The organism is Psychrobacter coccoides (assembly GCF_017498085.1).
Lineage (GTDB): Bacteria > Pseudomonadota > Gammaproteobacteria > Pseudomonadales > Moraxellaceae > Psychrobacter > Psychrobacter coccoides.
Genome location: NZ_JAGBKM010000018.1, coordinates 1 through 25,262, shown reverse-complemented (window position 1 = coordinate 25,262; position 25,262 = coordinate 1). Strand labels below are relative to the sequence as shown.

The following is a 25,262-nucleotide window of genomic DNA, read 5'->3' as shown; positions in this document are numbered from 1 at the left end:
TATCTGCTGCTAAAGCATCAATCAGACGCTATGCATACGTTGCTAACAAGGGTTGGCAGCGTACTTTACAAAAACAAGGTCTGTTGGAAGCTTGAACCACAGTCACATGACTGTAATGGTTTTATTGGCTTCACTTGCAAACAAAGGCAACCTCTATGAGCTTTACTCCTGCCAAGCCTTCTGCCGTATTTTTCTCTGTTTTATCCTCAAAAAATAGCATGTACAAACTTACTTTAATGCTTATCAGTACAGTGGCTCTCAGTGCTTGTCAGCCTACTGACAAGGCGTCTAATGGAGTAACAAACCATGAAGAAGCCACTCAAGCAGTAGCGCCCAAACGGGTCGAGACGATTGAAGCGCTGGCCGGCGTGCCGATGACACAGCTGGCAACTTTTGATCCACAAGAGATTAAGCAAGGTGGGGATACTGGCATTAGCATCACCAGTAGTGAAAGTTACTCCAAGCCTTCGTCTAACCTAACGGCCTCTCGTAAAGGCGACTTTTTCATCGGCAATGCATTTTTTAAGCAGCCGTGGGTGGTGGCGCCTGCCAGTACCGATAGCCGTGACGGTCTTGGGGCGCTATTCAATGTCGCTGCTTGTCAGTCCTGTCACATCAAAGATGGTCGTGGTCATGCGCCTATGACTAGCGACGATGATGCTGATAGCTTGCTGATTCGACTGGCGATGCCGGCGACCACAGATAAAGAGCGAGAACAATTAAAAAATTCGTTGATCGAAAAAGTTGTCCATCCTGTCTATGGTGGCCAGTTACAGGACCGTGGTATTCAAGGCGTACCCGCTGAAGCGCGTATTAGTGTGCAATGGACAGACAAACCCGTCACCTTTACTGATGGTCATGTCGAAACCTTGCGAGCGCCAACTTTTCACTTAACCAATCTGGGTTATGGTGACTTTGATGAAACGCTGATGGTCTCGCCACGCGTGGCACTACCGATGATAGGACTTGGCTTGCTAGAGCAAATACCTGACGATGACATCAAAAAACAAGCCGATAGTATGGATCAAGATGGTGATGGCATTTATGGCAAGTTTAATCTTGCTATGGACCCACAAACGGGTAAGGTTGCTCTAGGACGCTTTGGCTGGAAAGCTGGGCAAACCAAGCTGTTGACTCAAAACCAAAGTGCCTTTAATGAAGATATGGGGCTAACCTCAAACATCCGCCCTCATGAGTCCTGCATGCCTGCACAGACGGCTTGTTTAAATGCCCCTACTGGCGCTGACGAGCAAGGTAATGGTAAGCCGCCTGTTGAAGTCAATGACGAGGTGGCGAGGTTTGTGGAGTTTTATACACGTAACTTGGCTGTGCCACACCGTCGTAATGCTGATGATGCGCTGGTCTTAGCGGGCAAAAAACGCTTTTATGATATGGGCTGTCACAGCTGTCATACGCCAAGATATCAGTTGCCAAAAACCCCTGATGATCACCTTGAGCAGCATGGACAAGTGATTTATCCTTATACTGATCTACTACTCCATGATATGGGTGATGATCTTGCTGATCGGACGATTGCAGGCAAACTGCCATCAAAAGATTTACAAGTCGAGTTTTTGGCCAACTCGTATGAATGGCGAACACCGGCCCTGTGGGGTATTGGCCTGGCGCAAACGGTTGATCCGCAAGCGACATTCTTGCATGATGGTCGTGCTCGCACCCTGATGGAAGCAGTGCTCTGGCACGGCGGGGAAGCCGAAAAACAAAAGCAAAATGTACTACAGCTAGACAAACAAGGGCGTGCTGAGTTAACTGCCTTTTTGCAATCGCTATAACACTGAAATAACGTTGCGCAGAATGCAAATGCCTGCGCAAAACACACGAGAAAACTATGAAAATAAACCATGCTTTAGCCATGGCGCTATCAGCGCTCAGCGCAGGCTTACTGATCAGCTGCGTCAAACCTGCCGAAGAAAATAAAGCAGTAGAGACAGACAACCAAGAAGTTGCCTCAAGTATAGAGTCTGTCGACACTATAAAGGATAGTGCAGCTGACATTGTCGCAGTTGACATCAGCGCCGATACCCAAACATCCTACCTGACACATGTTGCTGATGATATCGTCATTCCAGCGTATGCTGATGCAGCGAAGCAGAGTAGCCTGTTACATGAGTTGGCAAAGAAGCATTGTCAGCAAGCGCCAGTAAGCGGCCAGGAGCTACAAGCGCTGCGAGACCAATGGCTGATGCTGGCACAAGCATGGGCACGTGCTGAGGCAATTAACTTCGGCCCTGCCACCGCCAGTATGAGCAATCTGTACATCAATTACTATCCAGATGAGCGAGGACTGGTGCATGATGGTGTCGCTGATCTGATCGCCACCAATCCAAACCTCACCGCCGCACAGCTGGCAAACGAAAGTGCTATTGTCCAAGGTGTACCAGGATTAGAAGAAGCACTGTACGCCAATGACCGCCTAGATGCAGGTCAATGTGCTTATGTGATCAGCGCAAGTGGTGCGTTGAGCACACGCCTACAAGATATCGAAAGCAGTTGGCAACAAAATGCGACGACGCTGTTGGCAATTGACCAGACAGCAGAGAGTGATCAAGGCTTGAACCAATGGTTTAATTCGTTGCTGTCATTGGTTGAGACTATGAAATCTAGCGCCATTGATCAGCCTTTGGGCCTCACAGGTAAAGCCAAAGGTCATCTGCCAGCTGCGACTGCTGGTCAGAGCCGTGCCATCATCAATGCCAAACTGGCCGTCCTTAATCAAACGCTGACCGATCCCATACTAACCAAGATATTAACGGATAGTGATAATAGTGAAGTCGGGAATAGCTTATCTACCATACTCGCCCAAACCACAGGCCTACTGGCGCAAATGCCTGAAGATATCGCTGATGCTGATAGCGCTGCTCAGCAGGAGTTATACGATCATCTGACCACCATGACTCGTATTATTAAGCGCCAATTGATCCCAGCACTTGGTATTCGTGTGGGCTTCAATAGTACCGATGGCGACTGATAATGACACAAAGGACCACAAAACTGCCTGCTTTAAAAACAGCCATGGAAACGCTCTCTGGTACGCTGATTGGTACGGCAGCATTAATCGCCATTCATCATCGTTATCGTAAGCAGCACCAGCCCAATGCCCGTTGGCAAGATTATATGACGGGCGCCTATGCTCGATGGCAGACGTGGCGGCACGCTTATCAGCAAGCAGAAGAGACGCCAGATTTGAGCGCCTTGCATACCACTACCATGTTGGCACGCCCAGTGTGCTGGGTAAGTGGCGTCGCCTCTATGCCAAAAAACAGTATTGCTACCCCTAATGATGAGACACCGCCCGAAAACGACTTTGGTGTGGTCGGTATTGACGCCGATAGAGAGCTTGTCTGGCAGACTACTATGCCTGAGCGTGTTCATGATATCGTCGTGCAGCCTGCCGTAATACCCAAAGAGGAGTGTCATATTCATAAGCATAACCGTGATGTGGTGGTCATGGGTCGTCGTCCCAGCGAGCGGTTTTGGGTATTGGATGCGGCGACAGGACAGGTCAAGCTCGCTATACAAGCGGCAGCTCAGCGTCATTTTTATGGTCATGCTTGCTATAGCTTAGATGGTAAGCTGCTTTACGTGACTGAAAATGATACGGTGAGTTTAGAGGGCAAAATTGGTGTGTATGATGCTCATGATGCTTACAAAAAGGTAAGCGAGTTCGAGGCACGCGGTATCGGTCCCCACGAGCTGATTATGCATCCTGATGGGGAGGCGCTAGTGATAGCTAATGGTGGTATTAAAACCGAGCAGGCATCACGCGAGGAGCTTAATCTTGATAGTATGCGTCCCTCATTGACTTACTTAAATCGTTATGATGGCACACTGCTTGAGCAAATCACCCCACAACATAATCAGATGAGTATCCGTCATCTCGCCATACATGATGATGGCACCGTGATGATAGGGGTTCAGTTTCAAGGCGAGCGCCATCTCAATGTGCCATTAGTGCTGACGCACCAGCGCGGTGATACTGACCTTAAACCGCTTATTATGCCTAATGACCAGTGGCAGCGCTTTCATCAGTATATTGCCAGTGTGGCAGTGGATAGCACACATAACTTATTGTGCGTGACCACACCAATTGGCGGCTGTGCGGCGATTTACGACTTAAATACTCGAGCATTGGTTGATGCTGTTAATTTGCCAGATTGCGCTGGGGCATCAGTGCTACCCTTAGCCAATGATAAACAGGCAGGCTTTATCGTCAGCGATGGGCAAGGTCAATTGACGACACTAGCGCTGTCCAGCGCATCAGCCAGCCCAAGAAAAGTGGCTCACAGCAAAACCGCTCAGCACCTTATCAAACATAGCAAAGGGCACAAAATGTCTTTTGATAATCATCTGCAGGCGGTTTGCTGATGAGTACAGCGCTACTACAAAGTATAAATCAGCAGTTAGCAGCGGCAGGTATTGAGCTACAGGTGACAAAAAAGCGAGTCAAAAACGTTAATTTCCGTCTCTTGCCATACACACTGAGGGTATCCGTACCCATGTTTATGAGTACCGCCCAAACTGCCCAGGCTGTCGCTAAGCGTGTACCTTGGGCGATCAGCCACCATGCGCAAGTATTGGCGCAACATCAGCATAAAATGGCTTCATCTTTATCTAGTGCTCGCCCTGTCTTGCTATGGGGTGTGCCGCAATCTCTCGTCTTAAGTCATGATGAAAAGATAGCTTACTATCGCCAACAGCTTGGCGATATTATGGCGTCCTTATTTGACAAGTGGCAGCCCGTTGTCGGTGCTCAAGCTCATGAGACCCGTATTAAAAAGATGCACACCCGCTGGGGCAGCTGTAATACTCACGCAAAGCGAATTTGGCTATCGGTTTATCTGCCGGCCTATCCGATTGAGTGTACCGAATACGTGGTCGTCCATGAGCTGTGCCATTTGCATCACGCCAATCATAGCCCTGCGTTTTGGCAAACGGTAGCTGCTGCAATGCCGGACTATCGATATTGGCATGATATGTTGGCAGCACATGACACAGAAGGTGCCAGTTTTATTTAGGGTTAACGATATTGGCTTGCCTACCAATAAGAGTTAACGCTGCAATAATATAGGTAAACAACCTGTATAAGCTGTTATGATAAGTCATAATGGGACGAAATGTATTGTTTAAAAACAATCAAACATACAGTGAGCAAATAATAGGGAGAAACAGCATATGGATAGTGTCAATCAAGCTGAGTTCTGGCAGCAGCGTTACGAGTCGGGTAGTATACAGTGGGATATGGGGCAGGTCTCACCACCACTTAAAGCTTATATTGATCAATTGCCACAGTCAGCAAAAAATCAAAGGATATTGGTGCCAGGTGCAGGCAATGCTTACGAAGTGGGGTATTTGCACGAACAAGGGTTTACCAATGTCATTTTGGTTGACTTTGCTCCTGCACCGATTGAAGATTTTTCTGAGCGCTATCCAGATTTTCCGTCTGAGCATCTAGTCTGCGCTGATTTCTTTGAGTTATCGCCTGAAACGTATCAGTTTGACTGGATACTTGAGCAGACGTTTTTTTGTGCGATAACCCCCTCACGCCGTGATGAGTATGTGCAGAAGATGGCAGCGCTACTCAAGCCTCAGGGCAAGCTGATAGGTTTGTTGTTTGATAAGGACTTTGGCGGTGATGGCATCCCTTTTGGTGGCTCAAAAGCAGAATATTTAAAGCTTTTTGCGCCTTATTTTGATATCGATATCATGGAAACCAGTACGAACTCCCATCCCGCTAGGCAGGGAAGTGAGCTGTTTCTGAAGCTACAAGTTAAGTAGCAGGCTTATTTCACGTTTGATATTGTCCCGTGCTTGTATCTCTAGGCGCTGATAATAATAATCGGTTAGGTACAGTCTAGAACGAGAGAGCAGAGCTGTGAGTACTTGAGTCCGTCCGAGGCGATAATCTGCCAATGGAACCTGATGGTACTCTTGACGCACCGCTTGTGCGTACTGTTGGTACTCGTGCCAAGGTGTGCCTAAGATACTCAAGTCCATATCAAGCATATAAGCTGTATCACTGACTTTATCAGGGTCCGAGAGTTCACCGAGCTGATGGGTCGCTGTCATCATGATAAGCGCATAAACATGTTGGCATTGAGGAAGCCTGAGATAAGGGCGTAATGCCGCAAACGCATATTCAGCACTTCTAAGCTCATTGTCTGAACGACTGGGCTCATATATCACATCATGGTAATAGAGTGCGAGAGCGATGATAGAGGGCGCATGTAGGTCGTGCTTGACTTGTTCAAACTGCACAAACAACTGGCGCAGATGGTTTAAGTCATGGTAAGCACGTTGAGTGGCGCCATATTGAGCTGCGATATCTTGCCAGAGCAGTCTGGCTTGTGCAGGCTCGATATTGTTGCTCAACGCAGATAAGTATAGCGCAAACTGCTCGCCAAGAGCGGCAGCGGCTAGTGGCAACTCGTTCATACCTCACCTACTTTATGTGCAACCTGTTCTTGTGCTCATGACAGGTCTATACAGTCAGTTAAAAAACGATCATAGACACTTATAAAGTGAGTCTACTATATGGCATCGTCCGATAAACTATCGCTTCAAATTTAGGATTTATCGGTACTAGCAGCCTCTTCAAAAGCCTTTCTAAACAGCTCGCCGAGTAGATTGACGTCATCGACACGGGCATAATTGAGGCGAGTCACAAAGGCGATATGACGGTGCGGACCTGCCTCTGCCAAGGGGACAGCGACGGCATTTTGGTTTTGTAGATGCAGCTGATTCAGCGCCATTTCTGGTACCAGCGTCGTGCCCATATTGGCAAGCGCCATTTGTATCAGTGTGTTTAAACTGGCGTCAGAAAAGCTGGATTTCATTTCTGTACGATCAAACTCACAGACGGATAAGGTCTGATCCGTTAGGCAATGACCCTCTCCAAGCAGCATCAAATTGGCGGTCGCTAGCTCGTTAGAGCTGATGCTATCTAGCTTGGCGTGTACATCGTCCTTTGGAAATACAGCAAAGAAATCCTCTGCCCAAAATTCAAAGGTATGTAAGCCCTCTATTGCATAAGGCAGCGCAATAATCGCAGTGTCGATATGTCCGTAGCGCACTTGTTCTAGCAGGCGCTCTGTCTGCTGCTCGATAATCGTCATACGAAAGCTCGGATATTGCGTTCGTAATGCTGGCAAGACTTTGGGTAGCAGATAAGGCGCAATCGTTGGAATAATACCGACCGTCATCGGATAAGCCAGCGGCGTCTGATGGCTGTGGGCTCGGGTAGTCAAATCGTTGACTTCAGAAAATATCCGCTGGGCTCGTGTCAAAATCTCCTCACCAATAGGAGTGATCAGGACCTGTTTATTATTACGCTCAAAAATCTGTGTATCAAGCTGTTTTTCAAGCTCTGCAATACCTAAGCTTAGAGCAGATTGTGAGATATTGCAGTCTTCTGCTGCGCGTTTGAAGTGACGATGTTTGGCGACGGCTAAAGCGAATTCAAGTTGACGTAAGGTAATCATAAAACCTCTTTATTAATGGTTTTTTTAACACTGTTTTGAGCGGGTTTATGTGAGCTATAGACTGACTGTCAAGCGATAGCTTGCACGTAGCGTACTCATAATAAAAACGAGAGATAATAGTTTAACAAGATTAATAAAACAAAACATCACATTAAAAACTTTTAACTGGATTAACCATCAGATTCGGGTATAGTTAGTCATGTAGCCCAGATAGATAAAGGCTTAATAGAAAGTTCGTTTTAGTCTTAAAGACATCCCAATCATTTATATTTTTATTTATCTTAACAATAAAGGAGCCCAAAATGGCATCTATTATCAATCAGGAAATCCCAGAGTTTTCAGCAGACGCATTTGTAAATGGCGAGTTCAAAACCATCACATCAGAAGACGTCAAAGGTAAATGGGCTATCTTCATGTTTTATCCAGCAGACTTCACGTTTGTCTGCCCAACAGAACTAGAAGACATGGCAGCTCAGTACGAAGAGCTGCAAGGCCTAGGCGTAGAAGTATACTCAGTATCAACTGACACTCATTTCACGCACAAAGCATGGCATGATTCTTCAGAAGCCATTGGTAAAGTTACTTTCCCAATGATCGGTGACCCAACAGGTCGTATCACTCGTGGCTTCAATGTCATGATTGAAGAAGCAGGTCTGGCTGAGCGTGGTACGTTCTTAGTGGATCCTGATGGTCTGATTCAGGTCGCTGAAATTCACGCTGGCGGTATCGGCCGTAGCGCTAAAGACATGGTACGCAAAGTTAAAGCTGCCCAATACGTGCGTGAAAACGACGGTGAAGTTTGCCCAGCAGCTTGGGAACAAGGCGGCGACACTCTAAAGCCAAGTCTTGATCTTGTCGGTAAAATCTAACTAGCAGTCTAATCAATTAGATACGTTTAGAGTACTGTGTAGTCAATATTATATAGAAGTCTATATAATATCAGTACTATCAACTATCAGGAAGGCCCCATCAATAACCATTGATGGGGCCTTTTGGTGCGCTAGTATTAAATCATAAAAGGGCGGTTTATAGCATTGATTAATTACAAGTATCAAACTCGTATCTTTTATTAATGATGATACATGTACTTGTTTTTTCTTACTGCCTTGTTTTTTGGAACTGGTATAACAGTCCATACTAGAGCGTGTCTTCAATTCAAATGATGATATCTAAATGGGCTAAAAATGGCTAAATTTTGTCATACTGCGTCAAATAACTGGTTAATATCCCGATATTATCTGCGTCATTTTCCTTGTCTGACAGCAATTTATCTCATTTTTATGACTATTTTTAAAATGAAGACACGCCCTAGCTAGACTGTATTTTTATTTTTATCGATCATCTTGTATATCTCGTCTTTGAGCTGTAGCTTTCGGCGTTTCATGTGTTCAATCTCTTCATCACGACTGGCGTGCTTGACCCTATCTTTTTCTAGTTGGTTAATCTGCTGATCAAGTGTCGTGTGCTCATCAAAAATAACAGCAAAGTGGCTGTCTGTTTGTTTAAGCTTAGCGATGATATCTCTGTTGTCTTGCAGGGTATCTGTCTTTCTCATATGTTCATCCTTGATAGTTAAACGTTTACATAAAACTGGCCTATGTAGGTAACGTATTGACGCAGTGTCATGAGGTATCTGGTAGTGAATGACTCAAACACTGGCATCAATGAGGGTGCGAAACAAATAAGAATCTTTCTTATTAGCTCCATTTGATTGTAGCGAAAAAAGACCATGGATACCATGCCCATCGTTTTTATATAGTTTTAATTTTAATTAATAGTCAAGGATATCGATTGGTTTTATAAAACTTAAGGTTTAAATTTCTCAGCTTGCTCAAACCCTTCAAACCTATGATAATAGAGACATCAAAAGGCAAAAGCATACTGCCTATCACATTTTTAATACTATTATCAGTAATAAATAAATCAGATTTGAACGTGCAATATTACCGTTGCCGTTACATATACAGTAATAATGAGGAACAAACATGATAGATCAAAGTTTATTAGACGCCGTTAAAAGCTATAGCGAAAACATGACCCGCCCAATCAGCTTTGTATTGGGCAGTGGTGAGCATGAAAAACGCGGTGAGCTGATTGATTTTTTAACCAAAATCGCAGGCACTACCGATAAGATTAACTTCGATGCCGACACCAATGATGACAGCTTACCAAGTCCGATTAGTTTTGCGGTACTTAGTCATATCGATGGTGCTTTAGTTGATACAGGTATCGTATTTAGTGGTATCCCAGGTGGTCATGAGTTCACCTCGCTGATTTTGGCCATTCTGCAGGCTGGTGGTCATACCCTAAAGCTAGACGAAGGCATTCAAAGTCTGATTAAGCGTATTCAAAAGCCGTTAGTGTTTCAGACTTATGTGTCACTGTCTTGCCACAGCTGTCCAGAAGTCGTGCAAGCGCTAAACCAGTTTTCTCTACTCAACGATGGCATCAGTAATGAGATGATCGATGGGGCGCTGTTTCAGGAGCAAGTAGAGGCGAATAATATCCAAGGTGTACCAGCGGTATTTTTGAATGGTGAACCGTTCGCTAATGGCTTGATCGATACGGCTAAACTGATTGAAAAGCTACAAGAGCAGTTCCCTGATCTACTGAGTGAGGCGGACGCTGATGCTGAGCAGTTAGAGCAGCAAGACGTGACGATTATCGGTGCCGGTCCTGCTGGCGTGGCTGCGGCAATTTATACAGCGCGTAAAGGCCTAAAAGTAACCATGGTCGCTGATCGTATTGGTGGACAGGTCAAAGACACGCAAGATATCGAAAACTTGATTTCTGTACCCTTGACGACGGGTAATGAGTTGTCAGCCAACTTTGAAAAACACTTGCATGAATACGACATTACTCTAAAAGAGCATGTCAGTGTCAAGGAGATCGGCGAAACCGTAGAAGAAAACTACAGCATCCATCTCAATACCGGTGAGACATTTGAGACCCGTAGTATTATTCTTGCGACCGGTGCACAGTGGCGTAAGCTTGGTGTTCCAGGGGAGGAAGAAAACATCGGTAAGGGCGTGGCTTACTGTGCACACTGTGATGGGCCTTTCTTTAAAGGTAAAGACATCTCTGTCATCGGCGGCGGTAACTCAGGTATAGAAGCAGCCCTTGATTTGGCAGGTATCGTCAATCATGTGACCGTACTCGAGTTCGCTGATGAGCTAAAAGCTGATCAGGTATTGATCAATAAAGCCAAAGAACAAGACAATATCGAGTTTATCACTAATGCGGCAACCCAAGAGATCAAGGCGACTGATGGCAAGGTGACTTCTATCGTCTACCAAGATCGTAGCACAGAAGAGATGCATGAGCGTGATTTGTCAGGGGTGTTTGTCCAGATTGGTTTGATGCCGAATACTGATTTTGTCAAAGGCTTTGTCGATCTAAATCGCTTTGGTGAGATTGAGATTGATGAGCGCTGCCGTACAGATCGCAAAGGTATCTTCGCTTGTGGTGATGTGACCACTGTACCGTTCAAACAGATCAATATTGCGATGGGTGAGGGTAGTAAAGCAGCATTGTCAGCGTTTGAATACTTGGTTATGCAGTAAGCCAATCAGCTCTAATGTTAGTTTAAAAAGCCACCTCTAAGAGGTGGCTTTTTGCGTTAGGTAGACTCAGTTTTTGTTACGGATGAGCGCAATCACTGGCAACGCAATCACATACATGAGCACGCCATAGACAGCAGCAGGCAAAGCGATAGCCGGTAAGCCTACAGTGGAACCCATAATAATGGGCGCTAAAGTAATCGCAGTGGTACTGTTTTGAATACTGGTTTCTATAGAGATGGTCTTAGTATCAAACCAACTCAACCTAAAGGCTTTAGACGTCAAGATACTCAATACAAATAAAGCCATAATGATGAGCATCAGCTCAAGTCCCATGGAGTTTAATTGTGATTTTAGAAGCGCCCAATTAGAGATCATAGCGGCGAGGACGACCAACACAAAAAATAGGCTGGCTAAACCATTTAGCATACCGCTTTTACGTATCATCAGTCGATTGAACTTATGCCGCGCAAACATACCTAAGGAAACAGGCAAAGTCGTCAGCAAAAACATCACCATACCAATCTTGACTGCGCTAATAGAGCCCGCTTGATCTTGCATAAAGTGGTTAAATGCCAGAGTGATAAAAACAGGTAAAGTAATGACTGATAGCAAACTGACCACGCCAGTCAGCGCAATGGATAGAGCAACGTTGCCCTTGGCATAATAGGTCAGCATGTTGCTGGTCACGCCACCCGGACAAAAGCTAATCAGCAAGATACCAAAAGCAATGGCAGGCGGTGGACCCATCACTAAAATTATGGCCAAAGCAACTAAGGGTACGAAGATGACTTGGTTAATCAAACCAACAAAAAATGCTTTAGGATGATTAATGATAACCTTGAAGTCGCTAGGTTTTAATCCTGTTCCTAAAGTAAACATGATATAGGCGAGCGCCAATGGGAGTAAAGCCAATACGGTATTACTCATGAAACAGTCCTTGTAAAATTAAAGGTCATCATAAAGTGACTTTTTAAGTGATCACATTCCTTGTGGTAATGCAGTGATCATAAGTAGGTTCAATATGCCTTAATCCATATGCCTTAAATAGTATAAAAGCCCATATCATTACATGGGCCTACTATTTTATAGCAAAGTCAATCGTTAAGACATGTGATCAGTTAGTCATCCAACAAGTCCATCTGCTTAGCCGCTTCATAGATGCCTGATGAGCGGTTGCCTGTACGGCAAAATATCAAGATAGGCTGCTCAGCCTCGTTAAAAAACTCAGCAAACCGTTCGACATGCGTTTGATTGAGCTCACTACCTGCAAATGATATTTCTTTATACGCAATGCCCGCTTGCTTGGCAGCAGCAGCGATATCAGCGCTGGTTGGTTGTCCTGGCTCCTCACCATCAGGACGGTTGTTGATGATGGTTTTAAAACCGTTTTCAGCAATCGTTGGCACCTGATCAGGGGTGATTTGTCCAGCAATACTCACTTGGTGGCTCATAAGAGCTCCTTTTTTATCAGTTTATTTAAAGGTGGTTATAGCGTTTAAAGCGTTATTCTCTTTAAGTATCTATTGTTTTTAAGTGCTTATAAAGCTTAAAGGCCTATAAAGTATAGTGGGGCGTAAGAAGCATATATGTGCTGCAATTACTCCGGTGTCAGTCAGACATATCTGCGGCTTATTTTTACCTATAAAAGCCTACAATAGGCCTTGCATAAGCGCACTTTGATACAGCAGCTTTGCACGTGCGCCAGTACCACAGAACATTAATATAGGTTTGGGCATGGCGTGATAGTAGGTCGCAAACTGCTCCACAGTCATCGTACTCAGGCGCTCATCATCGAATGGTAGATAATGATAAGTTAGGTTAGCCCGTTCAGTCGCTACAGTAAAGTCACAGCTGTTGGGCTGCATGTCTGCTTCGTCATCAGGGCGCACATTCAGTACTGATCGATACCCCAGCTCAGCAATTTTAATACATTGATGGGGGTAGATCTGCCTGTAAATCGTTAAATCATCAGTCATAAGTAATATCAGTTATGAGTTTAAAAAAGTTCAATAGTTGGCTAGCCATCTACGATAAAGCGCTGAGCTTATCAAGTATCAACGCTAGCGATAGAGTGCCAATCTAGCATAATATAACACTTATCATAACGATATTTTCCTACTGACCACAACTATTGTATGTTTATAGTTGGTACAGTTTTACTGTCACGCTGCTGACAATCCTAATAAGCCTGAATAATGATTAGCCCTTTTCAAGGTCTCTGACCGCTTCTATGGTACTAAGGTAGACCTGTCCAGAAAGCTCATTGATAAGCGGCGTATGACCAATAATATCCATGACAGGGCCTTTAATAAAGCTAAAATGCAAGCGCTTGTCTTGCTCTGCCAACTCCTGATTAAGAGTGCTAAGCATCTCCTGTGCCGTCAGGTCAATGTGGTTGACCGCCGCCATAATCAAGATGATCTCTTTGGCGTTTGGATAGTCTTTGGTCGCTTGCAAGATACGACGATGTACAGACTCGCTATTACCAAAAAATAAACTCTCATCAATGCGTAATATCAATAAATTAGTAAAAGTAACGACATCATGACGATTGATATTACGAAAGTGTCCGCTGCCACCCAGTTGGCCGACGACAGCCACATGTGGCTGACTGGATTGCAAAATCAAGCTGGCAAATGACACCATTAGTCCAATGACCAAGCCCGTATTGAGCCCAAATATCAATACCCCAAAAAAGGCTGCCAAAAAGCTCAGCGCATCCAAGCGATCACGCTGCCAAGCCGACCTTAATGTCGCCACATCAATCAGCCCGATGATAGAGGACATGATCGTGGCGCCAAGTAACGCATAGGGCAGAGGCGCAAGGGCGCTACCAAAAGCTACCAAAGCGGCTATCATGACCAGTACAGTGACCAGACTGGCGATCGGGGTTTTTGCGCCAGAATCAACGTTGATGGCCGTACGAGAAAACCCGCCTGCTACGGCAAAGCTCTGAAAAAACCCACCAACAAGATTAGCCAGCCCAAGTCCTGTTAGCTCACGGTTGGCATCAAAGCTCTCTCCACGCTTACGAGCATACGTGCTGGCGACCGAACTGCTCGAGACAAACGCAATTAGCGCCATCAGTCCTGCGGTTGGGAGTAGATTTAGGGCTTCACTAACATCTGGTATAGGCGGCAGCGTAAAGCTTGGAAGTCCTTGCGGTATCTCACCGATGATGGCCACCCCAAGCGCACCCCATTGTAAGCTCATGCTAAGGACTATGGCGATAATCAGTAAAATGAGCGGAAACAAGCGCTCCGCCCACTTAGCATAAGACGCTGATAACCAAGAGTGCCAAAGCCACTTTTTGCCATAACGATTGGCAACCAAAAGACAAAAAGCAATCACACCAATGATCAGTGTTTGTGGATGCAGCTGATTGGTCTGCGTGATCATACTCCCTACATAATCGACCAAGCTACTGCCTGAGATAGGAATGTCGGTTAGATACTTGATCTGACTGACAAATATCAATACGGCAGCACCACTGACAAACCCTGCTGTGACCCCGCGACTGATAAACTGCATAATCCAGCCAAGTTTGAGCTGCCCTGCTATCCACAGCAGAGCACCAACCATCAACGCCAATAGACTGGCCATCAATATGTACTGCTCAGAGCCCTGTTCAGCATAGGGATACAAGCTGCTGGCGGTCATGATAGCAGTGATGGCTACTGGGCCGACTGCTTGTATGTTACTGGAGCCTGCCCACGCATAGACGATGACAGGGACGATCGCTGCATATAGGCCATAGACCGGAGGCAGACCTGCGAGGACAGCATAGCCTAGACTTTGTGGGATGACCAATACGCCCACTACCAGCCCTGCGACGACATCAGTCGGTAGGTCAGTCAGTTGGTATTGACGCAGCCAAGCAGGAATCAAGCGAGCAGCGATAGAAGACATATCAATTCATCATCACATCAAGGAATAAGGCAGACATAGAGATGGGCAATCACTAGCGCACCTTTAGGTTTATCATCGAATATCACTATTATTAGGCAAGTATTAGGCAAGCGATTAGTCTATCTTGGCACAGAAGCGCTGATATAGTAGTTGTAGGACTGCTAAAGCATCATCGCTTGCGATACTGTAGTAGATTTGCTTGCCTTCACGGCGGGTCGAGACCAGCTGATCTTTACGCAAGATACCCAGTTGTTGTGACAGGCTTGGCTGTCCGACACCGACCAAGTCTTCAAGCTCGCCTACGCAGTATTCACCTTGCGTCAGCTGACATAAGAGCAGTAGACGATCCGGATGTGACAGTGACTTAAGTAGCTGACTGGCTTGCATGGAGGCTTGCTGCATTTGTTTGGCAAGATCTGTCGGCGCAAAGCCAGTCATGTCTTGAGTTTCTGTTTCTGCACTAAGTGCATCGTTGGTTGAGGTTGGGCTGAGTTCTGATACAGAAGTCATAATAGTGAGCTCCTATATACAGCGGCAAAAAGCATCGCTGCATTGGTGTTTGATTTGTAGTGATCATTATAGTATTGATGATCATGTGTTGTTAATTATCTATTGTATAGCAGAATATAGCAAATTATCTTCATTTACATTATATAAATTGATAAAGTGTATAGTAGTTGCTATATTAATACCAATCATTATTTAAATCTAAATATTAAAGCAGATAAATAAATTAGAGTATATAAATAGAGAGGTACCTATGGAAGTCCATTCGTTTTTGCACAGTGATACAGAGACCTATACCCACGTACTTGTAGACGCCAAAAATAAGCAATGCGCAGTTATCGACCCTGTTTTGGATTTTGATGCCAAATCAGGACATACCAATACGGCTGATGTCGATACAGTGATTGAGTTTGTACGTGAGCATGATTGGGAGTTGGTATATATCATCGAGACGCATGCACATGCCGATCATCTGTCAGGTGCTATCCATCTAAAAGAGACACTAGGTGGACAGTTGGTAATGGGTTGTCATATTACCGAAGTCCAAAAAATATTCAAACAAATTTTTAACTTCGATACCAGCTTTCGTACCGACGCCAGTCAGTTTGATATTTTGACAGACGAAGGCGATACCCTAGCGCTTGGTGATATTACCATTACTGCTATGCACGTGCCAGGGCATACACCTGCCGACATGGCATATATCGCTGCTGATGATGAAAAAACAGTGGTGTTTGTCGGTGATACCTTATTTGCGCCTGATGTAGGGACAGCACGCTGCGACTTTCCAGGTGGTGACGCCAAAACACTATATCACTCTATCCAAAGGCTGCTGGCACTTGATGAGGACACCGTGATGTATCTGTGTCATGACTATCCAAGTAAAGGTCGTAAGCACTGCCCAACAACCAGTGTCGCTGCCCAAAAGCTAGGTAATATCCATGTCAAAGATGGCATCAATGAAGCTGAGTTTGTGCAGATGCGTGAGCGCCGTGACGCCACACTTGCGATGCCACGCCTGATCATACCGTCTGTTCAAGTCAACATCGATGCAGGGCATCTGCCACAGCCTGAAGACAATGGCGTGCGCTATCTAAAAGTACCGATTAATGCGCTTACGTAATAGTAGTGTGATAGATAGACCATTTACAACAATACCGGTCTAGGCTGCAAAGCTCATGACTGGTCTGTAATAAGCCCTCAATAAGAAAACTGAAGGAGTTAGTGATGAAAGCAAACATTGGAAATACTGAGAGAGTGTTACGTATTGCAGCCGGTATCATTATTATTGCGTTGGGTGTGTATTATCAAAGCTTATGGGGCGCAATTGGCTTAATACCTTTATTTACAGGATTGTTGCGTTTTTGTCCTTTATACACGATGCTTGGTATCAATACCTGCAAACGCTAAGTGAAACAGCTATCATTAATTGAGCTGATAAAAGACACTGTTTTGATTGATGATAGCTGACCGCTACTGATTAAGAGGAAATGATTCTATGAGTGAACAGAGTATGCATTTAGTCTGCCCACACTGCCAAGCGACCAACCGTGTGCCAAGTGCGCGCTTAAGTGCCAAGCCCAACTGTGGCAAATGTGGTCAGGAGTTACTGTCAGCCACTCCGCAGGAGCTCACAGCACAAACCGTCAATAAAGTCATCCAAAAAAATGAGGTTTTAACGATTGTTGATTTTTGGGCCAGTTGGTGTCAGCCATGTATCATGATGGCGCCGCAGTTCAAAGAAGCGGCAGGGCAACTGCCAGAAGTGGTATTTGCCAAGCTACAAACGGATAAGCACGAACAAGCCGCCGCCCCTTACAATATACGTAGCTTACCGACGATGGTGGCTTTTAAAGGCGGAAAAGAGATCGCCCGACAGTCAGGTGCGCTACCAAGTCATCAAATCGTACAATGGGTACAAAGCTTATCGTCTTAGTAGACTTTTATGGACATAATAAAAAGCCAATATGTGGTATTCAGTTCACATATTGGCTTTTTTCATGCTCTTTTTAGAGCGGCTGGGTTTATCTTTGCTGGTGTTACTCACCATAGATTTTAATGCCATTCACAAACGGACAGCGCTGCACACGAGCGGCTTGAATAATGGCGTCACGTTCACCGTATAAGCGTGAAAGCTTAGCATCGCGCGCTTTGGTGTTATTACTTTTTCCCACGCCAAAGCTAATATTGGGAGAGACGCCCCAACGTCCTGCTGAGACGCCAATGCCTACGCCTGAGGCAGATAAGGTCGATTGCTCATTGCGTGTGGCATCAACATAACGATTGACACGATTATACTCTTGACTAAGTGTCTGGCAGTCGTAGCCTTGATAGTTACTTGGAGGCACGTATTGCGGCGTAATATTACCAGTAGAGGCACAGCCAGCAAGACCTAATAGGCCAGTCGCTGCTAATAGGGTCGCTGCAGTAAAAGCTTTCATAACGGCTCCATAAGTCTAAAGTGCTAGTGATTAAGATACCAAAAATAAAGAACTAACCATAGGGCGTGTCTTCAATTCAAATGATGATATCTAAATGGGCTAAAAATGGCTAAATTTTGTCATACTGCGTCAAATAACTGATTAATATCCCGATATTACCTGCGTTATTTTTCTTGTCTGACAGCAATTTATCTCATTTTTATGACCATTTTAAAATGAAGACACGCCCTACTAAAAATACAGCATCTAGAGTCTAATGTATAGGGTCTGCTGTACTTTGAATCGACCTTGTCATACCGTTTTAAAATAAATTATCAGGTTTTGCAAAAGCCAATATCAAAATACCAATATAAGCCAAACCAGCGATAAAAATACCCGCTTTGCTTTGGGCAGGGGTAGCATGATTGTGAAAGGCTTTCATACTGGCACTGATAGCCGCTACGAGTAAAATTATCTTCGCAAATACCCATTGGACCGGTGCATTGGCACTCATAAGCTTCATGAGGATTGCGGCACCTGAGAGAATAACCAGCGCATAAACGACATGGGTCGAGATTTTGACGACTCGTGGCGCTCGTCTATGTGAGCTTAATACCAAATAGCTTTGATATAAAAACAGCCCAATAACCAATACGGCCATCAGCATATGTAAGTGTTTCATTAAATACCAATCCTCGCTCAATCATAGTTCTTGTTAAATTGCTTAAATACGACCACGCCTAACCTTTGTTTTGACCTGCACACAATGGGCTGTCAGGGCTTTGTCCTTGCCACTCCTCTGGGGTATAGGCATGAATAGCTAAGGCATGAACACTACCACCTTGTGCTGTCAATAGTGAGGCCACTAAGTCGTAGATAAGCTGGTGACGAGCAACCAAACGTTTACCAGTAAACGCCTCACTGACGACAGTCAGTTTAAAATGGCTTTCTTTGCCCTCAAAATAACCGGCATGATCCATAGATTCATTAATCAGTTCAATATGCTGTGGTTGTAAGGTTTCGAGCGCAGTATATAAAGCAGTCGCAGTAGGGGTAGCAGAGGAAGTAGTCATAACGATCCTTTTTAATACAAGCCTAAATAAGATAAATACCAAGGGGTGACGATAATGTATCGTCAGTAGTATAGCAGACGCCAAGCCAACTGAAATACAAAGCATAAAAAAGCAAAGTATGAACCGTCTATCATACTTTGCTTTTGTCACTACCGACTACTAAAGTAGATGAATATCTACTAATGAATATCTAATAAAGAGGCAGAGCCATCAAGTTAACGACGTGATTTTTGATACAGGGGCATGACCTTGGGCATCAGAGTCTGCAGCTCAGCAATACGGTTGGTGCTGCTCGGGTGGGTGCTCAAAAACTGTGGTGGCTCGCCTTGACTGGCACGTTGCATCTTTTGCCATAGAGTGATGGCAGCTTGTGGGTTATAGCCCGCTCGTGCCATCAGCTCAAGACCGATGCGATCTGCTTCAGATTCCTGCGTTCGGCTGTGTGGACGACTCAGGCCGAAGTCACCGGCTAAGCTAGCAAGCTCTGCCTGCCCTTCGGAGAAGCCAAAAACACTGGCAGCAATGCCAATGCCAGTCTGAGTTGCATACTCGCGTGACAGGCGCTCACGTGAGTGCTCACGTAGGGCGTGCGACATCTCATGGCCCATGATAGCTGCGATTTCATCATCGGTTAAATTAAGACGCTCAATGATGCCCGTATAGAACATAATCTTACCGCCTGGCATGACAAAAGCGTTGAGCTGGTCTGACTTAATAGTATGGACCTCCCATTGCCAGCGAGCCGCATCTGGACGGTACACACCGACTTGTCCGATAAGACGGTTGGAGATATTTTTTAGACGGTTCACTTGTGCTTTATTGGTATCGAGCACCCCACGTTGACGGGCTTCTTGGATGCTCTTATTGTAGCTTTGTGCGGACAACTGCAGTACCTGTTCGCTTGATACCAGCAGTAGCTGCTGGCGATCGACACCGACAGCGCCTGTGCTCGTGGTGCTGCTGCAGCCAACGAGAGCCAGAGCGGACAGTGATGCCGCCATCACGGCCGTAGTAAGTTGTTTTTTCATGGAGTTCCTCGCTATAATTATTAAAAATAAAAGTTGAACAAAGTAAACACAGACACAACCACTACTAAGCCAAGCATAGATAAGTGAGAAAAACCCATCAGACAAAAACTTAGCACACGCTGTCAAAAACCTCTCATACGCACAATGCGTAAATAATTATAAATCCGATACTCTCACAAAACCAGTGCCGTAAAAGTAACAATAATAAGTACGATTGTAAGTGCAGTATGACAAAAGTGTGAAATAGCAGTCGCCATTGACCATAAATTATAAATTTTATAACCTAACGAGAGAGTTAGTAAATTTGTAATTATATCAATGCTGTACCGTGTTTTTTAGTGCTTGGTATCACGATAATGAATAATAATAATGATAAAAAGTAAAAAAAGGGATTGACACTGCCAGAATAGTTGCTAGAATAGCCAACCTATCGAGACGTGGTAAACGATTATCACACTACGATTTGATCTAAGCGGGATTAGCTCAGTGGTAGAGCACAACCTTGCCAAGGTTGGGGTCGAGAGTTCGAATCTCTTATCCCGCTCCAAATTCAGCTGAATAAGCGCAAAAGCCTCACTTTATTGTGGGGCTTTTTTTATGGAAAAATTAATAGTGTTCGCCTTCATTTTATTCTACGGCTTTTTATCGCAATGACTAAGCGGCGGGGCATTAATTACAAAAAAGTAGCTGACGGGTCATACTAGGTTTTTGTTACTCGAACATAATATAAAGCCTTGGCAGGTATGAAACACTTGATCAGTAGTAAATGTTTTACCTGCGCCAAATAAATAATGAATAAGAGGCTTTTATGCAGCAGTATAAACACAAAAAATTTAATGAGCTGTTTGACTTGTCAGGCAAGGTTGCCATTGTCACAGGCGGTGCTAACGGTATTGGTAAAGCCACTGCGATACGTTTAGCGGAAGCGGGTGCTCATGTTGCCATAGCTGATCTAAAACTTGATGAGGCCAAGGCCGCTATAAAAGACATAGAAGCGCTAGGCGTTAAGGGTTTGGCAGTGGAGTGTAACATCCTAAAAGAAGACGACTTGGTGGCGATGGTCGACGACGTGGTAGAAGAGCTGGGCACAGTCAATATCTTAATCAATAATGCAGGTGGCGGCGGCGGAGGTCGTGAAAACCCAGCAAAGATAGCAGTAGATGAGATTCGCCGCGACTTTGAGCTCAATGTCTTTAGTGGCTGGCGTTTATGCCAACTGTGTGTGCCACATATGAAAAAATCAGGCTATGGTTCTATCGTCTTTACGACTTCTATGTCTAGCGTCAATAAGAGCCCAAATATGAGCGGGTATGCCGGCTCAAAAGCGGCAGTCAACCATATGGTCGCCAACCTCGCTCACGACTTTGGCCCCGAAGTCCGTATCAATGCGGTGGGTCCTGGGGCAACTCGTACCGCCTCGCTTGAGAGTGTCCTAACGCCTGAGATTGAGAAAAAAATGCTATCGCATACCCCAATTAAGCGTTTGGGTGAGGCTGATGATATCGCTGGTGCCATGCTGTATTTTGCATCGCCAATATCAGAGTGGGTGAGCGGTCAGACTATATTTGTCAACGGTGGTGGCGTGCAAACACTAGAGTAGGGATATCATCCGTATCACATAAAATACATACATTATCGCCATGCTCTATAATCACAAATACAAAAAAGCGTCAATCAAGATGTCCTTGGTTGACGTTTTTTCATTCAATACGAAATAATTAGTCTAAAATAGAGCGGCTGTAGCCTGCTTGGCTGACAGGGCTAGGCGTTCTGCCTTTTTTTGCCACCCATCAAACTGTCTGCTACCCAAGCAGGACCGATTAACAAAAACTGTAAATCCTCAAAAAACGAGGGTTTTTTGCCTTCTATCTTATGTCCAATAAACTGTCCAATCCAAGCAACGACAAACACACTTGCCCAAATTTTAAAACCAATCGGGAACAGTGTCATCACACTCAAACAGATAAGCATAAAAATACCCATCGCCAAAAACAATGGTGTGGAGAGCTGTATATAAAACAAGAGCACCAAAGCGCTCAGTACCAGTGTTATCCAGACCGACAGCGACATACCCATACCAAGGATACTGACAAAAATGGTAGGTACTGCTAACCAGTGAATTCTTTTATTGATTAAGTTTTGATGACTAACGGCATATTCACTGAGCCACTGTTCTAGCGTGCGCTTAGACAGGCGTTTTTGCGACGTACGAGACATACTAACCTCCTTGTTAGTGAATGAGTGCGTTTTATTCCTATTATCAGTTGTAGCACTAATTTAGCCACACTACCAACTTATCCGATAAACCTGATAGTCATTTCTTGCGGGTCACTTCTTAATAGTCATTTCTTGCGAGTTGTCATATACAGTAGTCTGCCTAAGCCTGTCGTCGCTTTCTTTATATTGACTATACCTCTACAGAGTCTTGCTCACTACGGTGCCACTCATAAAGCCCAATAAAAGAGTTGATTTGGTAAATCATGGTCTGAATGGCAAAAATATAGTTACCAGACATCAGATTGACCAGCAGCCAAACGAAGTTGACAACAATCCATAACCACCAGTTGAAGGAATAGCGCAAAATCATGGCAGCTTGAGCCGTTATAGAGAGAACAAAAGCAATCACGTTAATCCAAAAAAAGGAGATAAAGCCCAAAAACAAACTACTGTCATTTTCTACGACTGCGTAACCATAGCTGGCAAGTATATCGTTTACTGTAGGAAATAACGCCAGACCAATAATGATAAAGGCGCCAGTGATCAGCCAAACCCATTTACTAGCAGATTTGGGCACCATATCACCATCAAGATCGGTATGCTTTGACCAGTAAAATATACCGTAAACATGAGTAAAGAAATTAAAAAGAGGTGCCAGCATCAAGCCTACAGCACCTGAGGTAGCCTGTACGACCACTTCTCCAGCAGTTGCTGCCATACCAAAGCCGTTGCCTAAGACGTTTTTCCGGAAGGACAGAGATACCACACAAATTAAACCAATGAATGACACGCCCAAATAAAACACATCAAGGGTGGTATGATCAGTGGTCCACCAAAATCCTGCCGATAACGCTAAAACCCCGCAAATGAACCAAATGACAATCCATTGCAGTGCCCATTTTCCAGTGATATTGTCCAGTAGTTTAATGCGCATCGCTTATCCTTCTTGTGTTATTTTTATTTTATGGTTTTTTACCGTAAATATGCTGATCGATATACAAAAGGGCCTCTTTGTAACGAGTGTCATAATCAGGGGCATCGATGAGGTGCGGTTTGATATTGTGCCGTGAGAAAATATCCAGTAAACGCTGCTCAAAACGCCCACGCGCATCCGGCGTGCCCAAAGAGCGCATACCATCAGCGACCCAAGGCACATTATTATCGAGCATGATGGTATGGTCAGTGCGAAACTCATCGATAGATGCCGCTACAAACGGATGTGTACGACCTTCATACTCCTCACAAAACGCCTGCGTCGTCACAAAGTCAGTATCAACGATAGTCACCGGCGCCGTTGCCATAGCGGTTGCCTCTCGAATAGCCTGAGCATGATCCAATGCAATCGGACCATAGTCGCTATACTGTAGCCCAACCTCTGTGCCACCCAAATCAGAACCGACATACAGTCTGCCCATCTCCAGCGCAAAGGTAGCACCGTAATAGTTTGCAAGCTTGTGTACCAAAGTCGTTTTGCCTGAGCTCTCACCGCCAACGATAGCGACAGTCTTGGTATAGTCGCCGCGTGCTTCAGGGTGAATGGCTGTCCAGTGAGCCACTGGGTTTTGCATGATAGCGTCAGAGTCAAACTCCGGATGTAAGGCTGTTGTTAACACGCTCATGGTCAGCTGATTTTGAGCAGCGTCATAGGCCAGCGGATGGTTGTCTGCAACGACTAGTACGGTATCGTTGGGCAAGTTTAGCGTCGCCATCATACGCTGTAATTTAGCATCACTAGCAGGCACATCGATAGTGACTTTTGCAAAGCGCTCATGAAAGGGCAAATCGACTTCATCAGAGGTGTGGATCTGAATAAACGGCAGATCAGCACAGGCCATCTGGAGCCAACGGGCCTTGTCTTGTAGAGTGATGTTAAAGTCTGGATGTGGTGAGGGGTGAGCAGTGATGACGATGTGTAAGGTCTGTACATGCCCTGCAGCATCCAGAATACTGCGCATCTGCCCCAAATGTAGCGGCTCAAAATGCCCAATCATTAAGCCAGTCTGATACATAATCCTTCCTAGAAATAATATGGTTGTGGTTTTTATTCAGGTTTTATTTAAAAGCATACAAGGAATTGCTCATTGCCACAGATGGATATTGTAAATATTTATCTGAGAAAATAACTATAAAGTAGACCTCTTGCAAAAGTCATAGTTTAAGCTCGGAATTAATGATACCAGCAAATAGCTTCATTCTAAGATCGTAGCGCTGACGACGGTTGCGATATTTATGAGCCACGATTTTAAACAACTTGATTAAGCCTATTTTGTGTTCAACCACAATACGGAACTTTGCCAGATACTGATTGGCTTGTTTGCATATCTCCAATAACTGACCACCACGAGGTTTCTTAAATGGTGTGAAAGTTTGGTTATGTCGCTTTGCTAACCCTTGATAACCACTGTCTGCTAGATAGTTAGTGTTCTCAGGTAACCAATCAGGACAAGTATCTTTATACAGCTTAAAATCGTGGATGGACCCTTTACAGGTTTGCACATCAAGTATCAAACCGGTTTGCCAATGAACGATAACCTGCGCTTTTAAGGTGTGTTGTTTTTTCTTGCCGCTGTAGTAGTCTCTTTGGTTTTTTTTGGACGCTCAATTGGGGTTTCGGTGGCATCGACAATGACGACTGACCAATTGATGTCCTCATCGACACGACTAGGCAGCTTTTTGGGCAATTCAAACTTGCCAGAGTTAATCAGTGTGTCTTCTACTTTACGAATGATACGGCTAGCAGAAGACTCATGAATACCAAAGTCCATACTGATATGATAAAGCGTGCGGTATTCACGCCAATAAGTCAGGGCTAGTAGTATCTGCTCCTTAAGACTGAGCACACTTGGTCTACCTGATTTGGTCTTAGATGCTTCATGCTTTTGCATGGCCTCAAGCATGTCATAAAAAGTGGCTTTATGAATGCCAGTGTAGCGTTTAAAACCAGCGTCACTTTGTTTGAGTAGCTTATCTATGTTTGGCATATCTATTAAGTAAGTAGAGTTCAATAATATACGTTGTGTCTGACAACTACTTTTGCAAGAGGTCT

Annotated in this window: 27 protein-coding genes, 1 tRNA gene and 1 pseudogene; 12 read left to right on the top strand and 17 right to left on the bottom strand. The window is 44.8% G+C overall.

Annotation, left to right across the window (positions count from 1 at the left end; translation table 11 throughout):
* The first annotated feature begins 218 nt into the window (after window positions 1–218).
* From J3492_RS09930 to J3492_RS09910, 5 genes are all read left to right on the top strand, one after another.
* On the top strand, window positions 219–1,793 hold the full coding sequence (locus tag J3492_RS09930) for a di-heme oxidoreductase family protein (RefSeq protein WP_424108399.1): 1,575 nt from the start codon (window positions 219–221) through the stop codon (window positions 1,791–1,793).
* Window positions 1,794–1,849: 56 nt separating this feature from the next.
* Entirely contained in the window at window positions 1,850–2,989 is a 1,140-nt protein-coding gene (locus tag J3492_RS09925; RefSeq protein WP_207991895.1) for an imelysin family protein, read from the top strand.
* Between the two features lie 2 nt (window positions 2,990–2,991).
* Window positions 2,992–4,386, top strand: a complete 1,395-nt coding sequence (locus tag J3492_RS09920; RefSeq protein ID WP_207991894.1) for a DUF1513 domain-containing protein — start codon at window positions 2,992–2,994, stop codon at window positions 4,384–4,386.
* A complete protein-coding gene (locus J3492_RS09915; protein WP_207991893.1) occupies window positions 4,386–5,036 on the top strand; it encodes a M48 family metallopeptidase in 651 nt (216 codons plus the stop codon). The genes J3492_RS09920 and J3492_RS09915 overlap by 1 nt, the downstream gene beginning before the upstream one ends.
* A gap of 157 nt (window positions 5,037–5,193) precedes the next feature.
* Window positions 5,194–5,796, top strand: coding sequence for a methyltransferase domain-containing protein (locus J3492_RS09910; protein WP_207991892.1), 603 nt, complete (start codon window positions 5,194–5,196; stop codon window positions 5,794–5,796).
* Here the strand turns inward: J3492_RS09910 and J3492_RS09905 are convergent.
* Together J3492_RS09905 and J3492_RS09900 are read right to left on the bottom strand one after the other, a co-directional pair.
* Complete coding sequence (locus J3492_RS09905; protein ID WP_207991891.1) at window positions 5,782–6,453, bottom strand: HD domain-containing protein; 672 nt, start codon at window positions 6,451–6,453, stop codon at window positions 5,782–5,784. The two genes, J3492_RS09910 and J3492_RS09905, sit on opposite strands and share 15 nt — an antisense overlap.
* A gap of 131 nt (window positions 6,454–6,584) precedes the next feature.
* Window positions 6,585–7,499: a hydrogen peroxide-inducible genes activator gene (locus J3492_RS09900; RefSeq protein WP_207991890.1), complete on the bottom strand. Its 915-nt coding sequence runs from the start codon at window positions 7,497–7,499 to the stop codon at window positions 6,585–6,587.
* 302 nt (window positions 7,500–7,801) lie between these two features.
* Between J3492_RS09900 and ahpC the strand changes: the two genes are divergently transcribed.
* On the top strand, window positions 7,802–8,368 hold the full coding sequence (gene ahpC / locus J3492_RS09895; RefSeq protein WP_207991889.1) for an alkyl hydroperoxide reductase subunit C: 567 nt from the start codon (window positions 7,802–7,804) through the stop codon (window positions 8,366–8,368).
* A gap of 443 nt (window positions 8,369–8,811) precedes the next feature.
* Here ahpC and J3492_RS09890 read toward each other — a convergent pair whose 3' ends face one another.
* A complete protein-coding gene (locus J3492_RS09890; RefSeq protein WP_207991888.1) occupies window positions 8,812–9,054 on the bottom strand; it encodes an HP1242/YdcH family protein in 243 nt (80 codons plus the stop codon).
* 430 nt (window positions 9,055–9,484) lie between these two features.
* Between J3492_RS09890 and ahpF the strand changes: the two genes are divergently transcribed.
* Window positions 9,485–11,062 (top strand): alkyl hydroperoxide reductase subunit F, encoded by a 1,578-nt coding sequence (gene ahpF / locus J3492_RS09885; protein ID WP_207991887.1) that lies wholly within the window; start codon window positions 9,485–9,487, stop codon window positions 11,060–11,062.
* 66 nt (window positions 11,063–11,128) lie between these two features.
* Here the strand turns inward: ahpF and J3492_RS09880 are convergent, their stop codons facing one another.
* The 5 genes from J3492_RS09880 to J3492_RS09860 form a co-directional block, all read right to left on the bottom strand.
* A complete protein-coding gene (locus J3492_RS09880; protein WP_207991886.1) occupies window positions 11,129–11,989 on the bottom strand; it encodes a bile acid:sodium symporter family protein in 861 nt (286 codons plus the stop codon).
* A 191-nt stretch (window positions 11,990–12,180) separates the two neighbouring features.
* Window positions 12,181–12,513 (bottom strand): protein tyrosine phosphatase family protein, encoded by a 333-nt coding sequence (locus tag J3492_RS09875; RefSeq protein WP_207991885.1) that lies wholly within the window; start codon window positions 12,511–12,513, stop codon window positions 12,181–12,183.
* Between the two features lie 198 nt (window positions 12,514–12,711).
* Window positions 12,712–13,038, bottom strand: a complete 327-nt coding sequence (locus J3492_RS09870; protein WP_207991884.1) for a protein tyrosine phosphatase family protein — start codon at window positions 13,036–13,038, stop codon at window positions 12,712–12,714.
* Between the two features lie 223 nt (window positions 13,039–13,261).
* Window positions 13,262–14,971 (bottom strand): SulP family inorganic anion transporter, encoded by a 1,710-nt coding sequence (locus J3492_RS09865; RefSeq protein ID WP_207991883.1) that lies wholly within the window; start codon window positions 14,969–14,971, stop codon window positions 13,262–13,264.
* 114 nt (window positions 14,972–15,085) lie between these two features.
* A complete protein-coding gene (locus J3492_RS09860; protein WP_424108397.1) occupies window positions 15,086–15,481 on the bottom strand; it encodes an ArsR/SmtB family transcription factor in 396 nt (131 codons plus the stop codon).
* Between the two features lie 250 nt (window positions 15,482–15,731).
* On the opposite strand from J3492_RS09860, the gene J3492_RS09855 reads away from it, so the two are divergent.
* The 3 genes from J3492_RS09855 (at window position 15,732) to trxC (ending at window position 17,414) form a co-directional block, all read left to right on the top strand.
* The gene (locus J3492_RS09855) at window positions 15,732–16,601 is read left to right on the top strand and encodes an MBL fold metallo-hydrolase (RefSeq protein WP_207991882.1); all 870 of its coding nucleotides are present in this window, start codon (window positions 15,732–15,734) and stop codon (window positions 16,599–16,601) included.
* 104 nt (window positions 16,602–16,705) lie between these two features.
* Window positions 16,706–16,888: a YgaP family membrane protein gene (locus J3492_RS09850; protein ID WP_207991881.1), complete on the top strand. Its 183-nt coding sequence runs from the start codon at window positions 16,706–16,708 to the stop codon at window positions 16,886–16,888.
* An 88-nt stretch (window positions 16,889–16,976) separates the two neighbouring features.
* Window positions 16,977–17,414: a thioredoxin TrxC gene (gene trxC / locus J3492_RS09845; protein ID WP_207991880.1), complete on the top strand. Its 438-nt coding sequence runs from the start codon at window positions 16,977–16,979 to the stop codon at window positions 17,412–17,414.
* A 103-nt stretch (window positions 17,415–17,517) separates the two neighbouring features.
* Here the strand turns inward: trxC and J3492_RS09840 are convergent, their stop codons facing one another.
* From J3492_RS09840 to J3492_RS09825, 4 genes are all read right to left on the bottom strand, one after another.
* Window positions 17,518–17,919, bottom strand: coding sequence for a hypothetical protein (locus J3492_RS09840; protein WP_207991879.1), 402 nt, complete (start codon window positions 17,917–17,919; stop codon window positions 17,518–17,520).
* Window positions 17,920–18,220: 301 nt separating this feature from the next.
* Window positions 18,221–18,580: a SirB2 family protein gene (locus J3492_RS09835; RefSeq protein WP_207991878.1), complete on the bottom strand. Its 360-nt coding sequence runs from the start codon at window positions 18,578–18,580 to the stop codon at window positions 18,221–18,223.
* Window positions 18,581–18,638: 58 nt separating this feature from the next.
* Window positions 18,639–18,971 carry a BolA family protein gene (locus J3492_RS09830; RefSeq protein WP_207991877.1) on the bottom strand — a complete coding sequence of 111 codons (333 nt, stop codon included), beginning with the start codon at window positions 18,969–18,971 and terminating at the stop codon, window positions 18,639–18,641.
* Window positions 18,972–19,186: 215 nt separating this feature from the next.
* Window positions 19,187–19,999, bottom strand: coding sequence for a M48 family metallopeptidase (locus J3492_RS09825; RefSeq protein ID WP_207991876.1), 813 nt, complete (start codon window positions 19,997–19,999; stop codon window positions 19,187–19,189).
* A 472-nt stretch (window positions 20,000–20,471) separates the two neighbouring features.
* Here J3492_RS09825 and J3492_RS09820 point away from each other — a divergent pair.
* Both J3492_RS09820 and J3492_RS09815 read left to right on the top strand, forming a co-directional pair.
* Window positions 20,472–20,546: transfer RNA gene (locus tag J3492_RS09820), tRNA-Gly, on the top strand.
* Between the two features lie 261 nt (window positions 20,547–20,807).
* Window positions 20,808–21,599 (top strand): glucose 1-dehydrogenase, encoded by a 792-nt coding sequence (locus J3492_RS09815; protein WP_207991875.1) that lies wholly within the window; start codon window positions 20,808–20,810, stop codon window positions 21,597–21,599.
* A gap of 161 nt (window positions 21,600–21,760) precedes the next feature.
* Here J3492_RS09815 and J3492_RS09810 read toward each other — a convergent pair whose 3' ends face one another.
* The 5 genes and pseudogenes from J3492_RS09810 to J3492_RS09790 all read right to left on the bottom strand — a co-directional run.
* Window positions 21,761–22,216, bottom strand: coding sequence for an Mpo1 family 2-hydroxy fatty acid dioxygenase (locus J3492_RS09810; RefSeq protein ID WP_207991874.1), 456 nt, complete (start codon window positions 22,214–22,216; stop codon window positions 21,761–21,763).
* A gap of 190 nt (window positions 22,217–22,406) precedes the next feature.
* A complete protein-coding gene (pnuC, locus tag J3492_RS09805) occupies window positions 22,407–23,150 on the bottom strand; it encodes a nicotinamide riboside transporter PnuC (protein WP_207991873.1) in 744 nt (247 codons plus the stop codon).
* Between the two features lie 28 nt (window positions 23,151–23,178).
* Entirely contained in the window at window positions 23,179–24,225 is a 1,047-nt protein-coding gene (gene nadR / locus J3492_RS09800) for a multifunctional transcriptional regulator/nicotinamide-nucleotide adenylyltransferase/ribosylnicotinamide kinase NadR (protein WP_207991872.1), read from the bottom strand.
* A gap of 139 nt (window positions 24,226–24,364) precedes the next feature.
* A pseudogene (locus J3492_RS09795) lies at window positions 24,365–24,748 on the bottom strand (transposase family protein); the annotation flags it as partial.
* A gap of 8 nt (window positions 24,749–24,756) precedes the next feature.
* Window positions 24,757–25,262, bottom strand: a 506-nt coding sequence (locus J3492_RS09790; protein WP_207988982.1) for a transposase family protein, incomplete at its 5' end; no start/stop codon positions are given.

Coding starts and splice junctions, on each gene's coding strand:
- J3492_RS09880 (WP_207991886.1), bottom strand. CDS start 11,989: ATGAGTAATACCGTATTGGCTTTACTCCCATTGGCGCTCGCCTATATC.
- J3492_RS09905 (WP_207991891.1), bottom strand. CDS start 6,453: ATGAACGAGTTGCCACTAGCCGCTGCCGCTCTTGGCGAGCAGTTTGCG.
- J3492_RS09825 (WP_207991876.1), bottom strand. CDS start 19,999: ATGAAAAAACAACTTACTACGGCCGTGATGGCGGCATCACTGTCCGCT.
- J3492_RS09850 (WP_207991881.1), top strand. CDS start 16,706: ATGAAAGCAAACATTGGAAATACTGAGAGAGTGTTACGTATTGCAGCC.
- J3492_RS09815 (WP_207991875.1), top strand. CDS start 20,808: ATGCAGCAGTATAAACACAAAAAATTTAATGAGCTGTTTGACTTGTCA.
- ahpC (WP_207991889.1), top strand. CDS start 7,802: ATGGCATCTATTATCAATCAGGAAATCCCAGAGTTTTCAGCAGACGCA.
- J3492_RS09890 (WP_207991888.1), bottom strand. CDS start 9,054: ATGAGAAAGACAGATACCCTGCAAGACAACAGAGATATCATCGCTAAG.
- J3492_RS09910 (WP_207991892.1), top strand. CDS start 5,194: ATGGATAGTGTCAATCAAGCTGAGTTCTGGCAGCAGCGTTACGAGTCG.
- J3492_RS09830 (WP_207991877.1), bottom strand. CDS start 18,971: ATGACTACTTCCTCTGCTACCCCTACTGCGACTGCTTTATATACTGCG.
- J3492_RS09840 (WP_207991879.1), bottom strand. CDS start 17,919: ATGAAAGCTTTTACTGCAGCGACCCTATTAGCAGCGACTGGCCTATTA.
- J3492_RS09835 (WP_207991878.1), bottom strand. CDS start 18,580: ATGAAACACTTACATATGCTGATGGCCGTATTGGTTATTGGGCTGTTT.
- J3492_RS09915 (WP_207991893.1), top strand. CDS start 4,386: ATGAGTACAGCGCTACTACAAAGTATAAATCAGCAGTTAGCAGCGGCA.
- J3492_RS09865 (WP_207991883.1), bottom strand. CDS start 14,971: ATGTCTTCTATCGCTGCTCGCTTGATTCCTGCTTGGCTGCGTCAATAC.
- pnuC (WP_207991873.1), bottom strand. CDS start 23,150: ATGCGCATTAAACTACTGGACAATATCACTGGAAAATGGGCACTGCAA.
- J3492_RS09920 (WP_207991894.1), top strand. CDS start 2,992: ATGACACAAAGGACCACAAAACTGCCTGCTTTAAAAACAGCCATGGAA.
- J3492_RS09900 (WP_207991890.1), bottom strand. CDS start 7,499: ATGATTACCTTACGTCAACTTGAATTCGCTTTAGCCGTCGCCAAACAT.
- nadR (WP_207991872.1), bottom strand. CDS start 24,225: ATGTATCAGACTGGCTTAATGATTGGGCATTTTGAGCCGCTACATTTG.
- ahpF (WP_207991887.1), top strand. CDS start 9,485: ATGATAGATCAAAGTTTATTAGACGCCGTTAAAAGCTATAGCGAAAAC.
- J3492_RS09860 (WP_424108397.1), bottom strand. CDS start 15,481: ATGACTTCTGTATCAGAACTCAGCCCAACCTCAACCAACGATGCACTT.
- J3492_RS09875 (WP_207991885.1), bottom strand. CDS start 12,513: ATGAGCCACCAAGTGAGTATTGCTGGACAAATCACCCCTGATCAGGTG.
- trxC (WP_207991880.1), top strand. CDS start 16,977: ATGAGTGAACAGAGTATGCATTTAGTCTGCCCACACTGCCAAGCGACC.
- J3492_RS09930 (WP_424108399.1), top strand. CDS start 219: ATGTACAAACTTACTTTAATGCTTATCAGTACAGTGGCTCTCAGTGCT.
- J3492_RS09810 (WP_207991874.1), bottom strand. CDS start 22,216: ATGTCTCGTACGTCGCAAAAACGCCTGTCTAAGCGCACGCTAGAACAG.
- J3492_RS09855 (WP_207991882.1), top strand. CDS start 15,732: ATGGAAGTCCATTCGTTTTTGCACAGTGATACAGAGACCTATACCCAC.
- J3492_RS09870 (WP_207991884.1), bottom strand. CDS start 13,038: ATGACTGATGATTTAACGATTTACAGGCAGATCTACCCCCATCAATGT.
- J3492_RS09925 (WP_207991895.1), top strand. CDS start 1,850: ATGAAAATAAACCATGCTTTAGCCATGGCGCTATCAGCGCTCAGCGCA.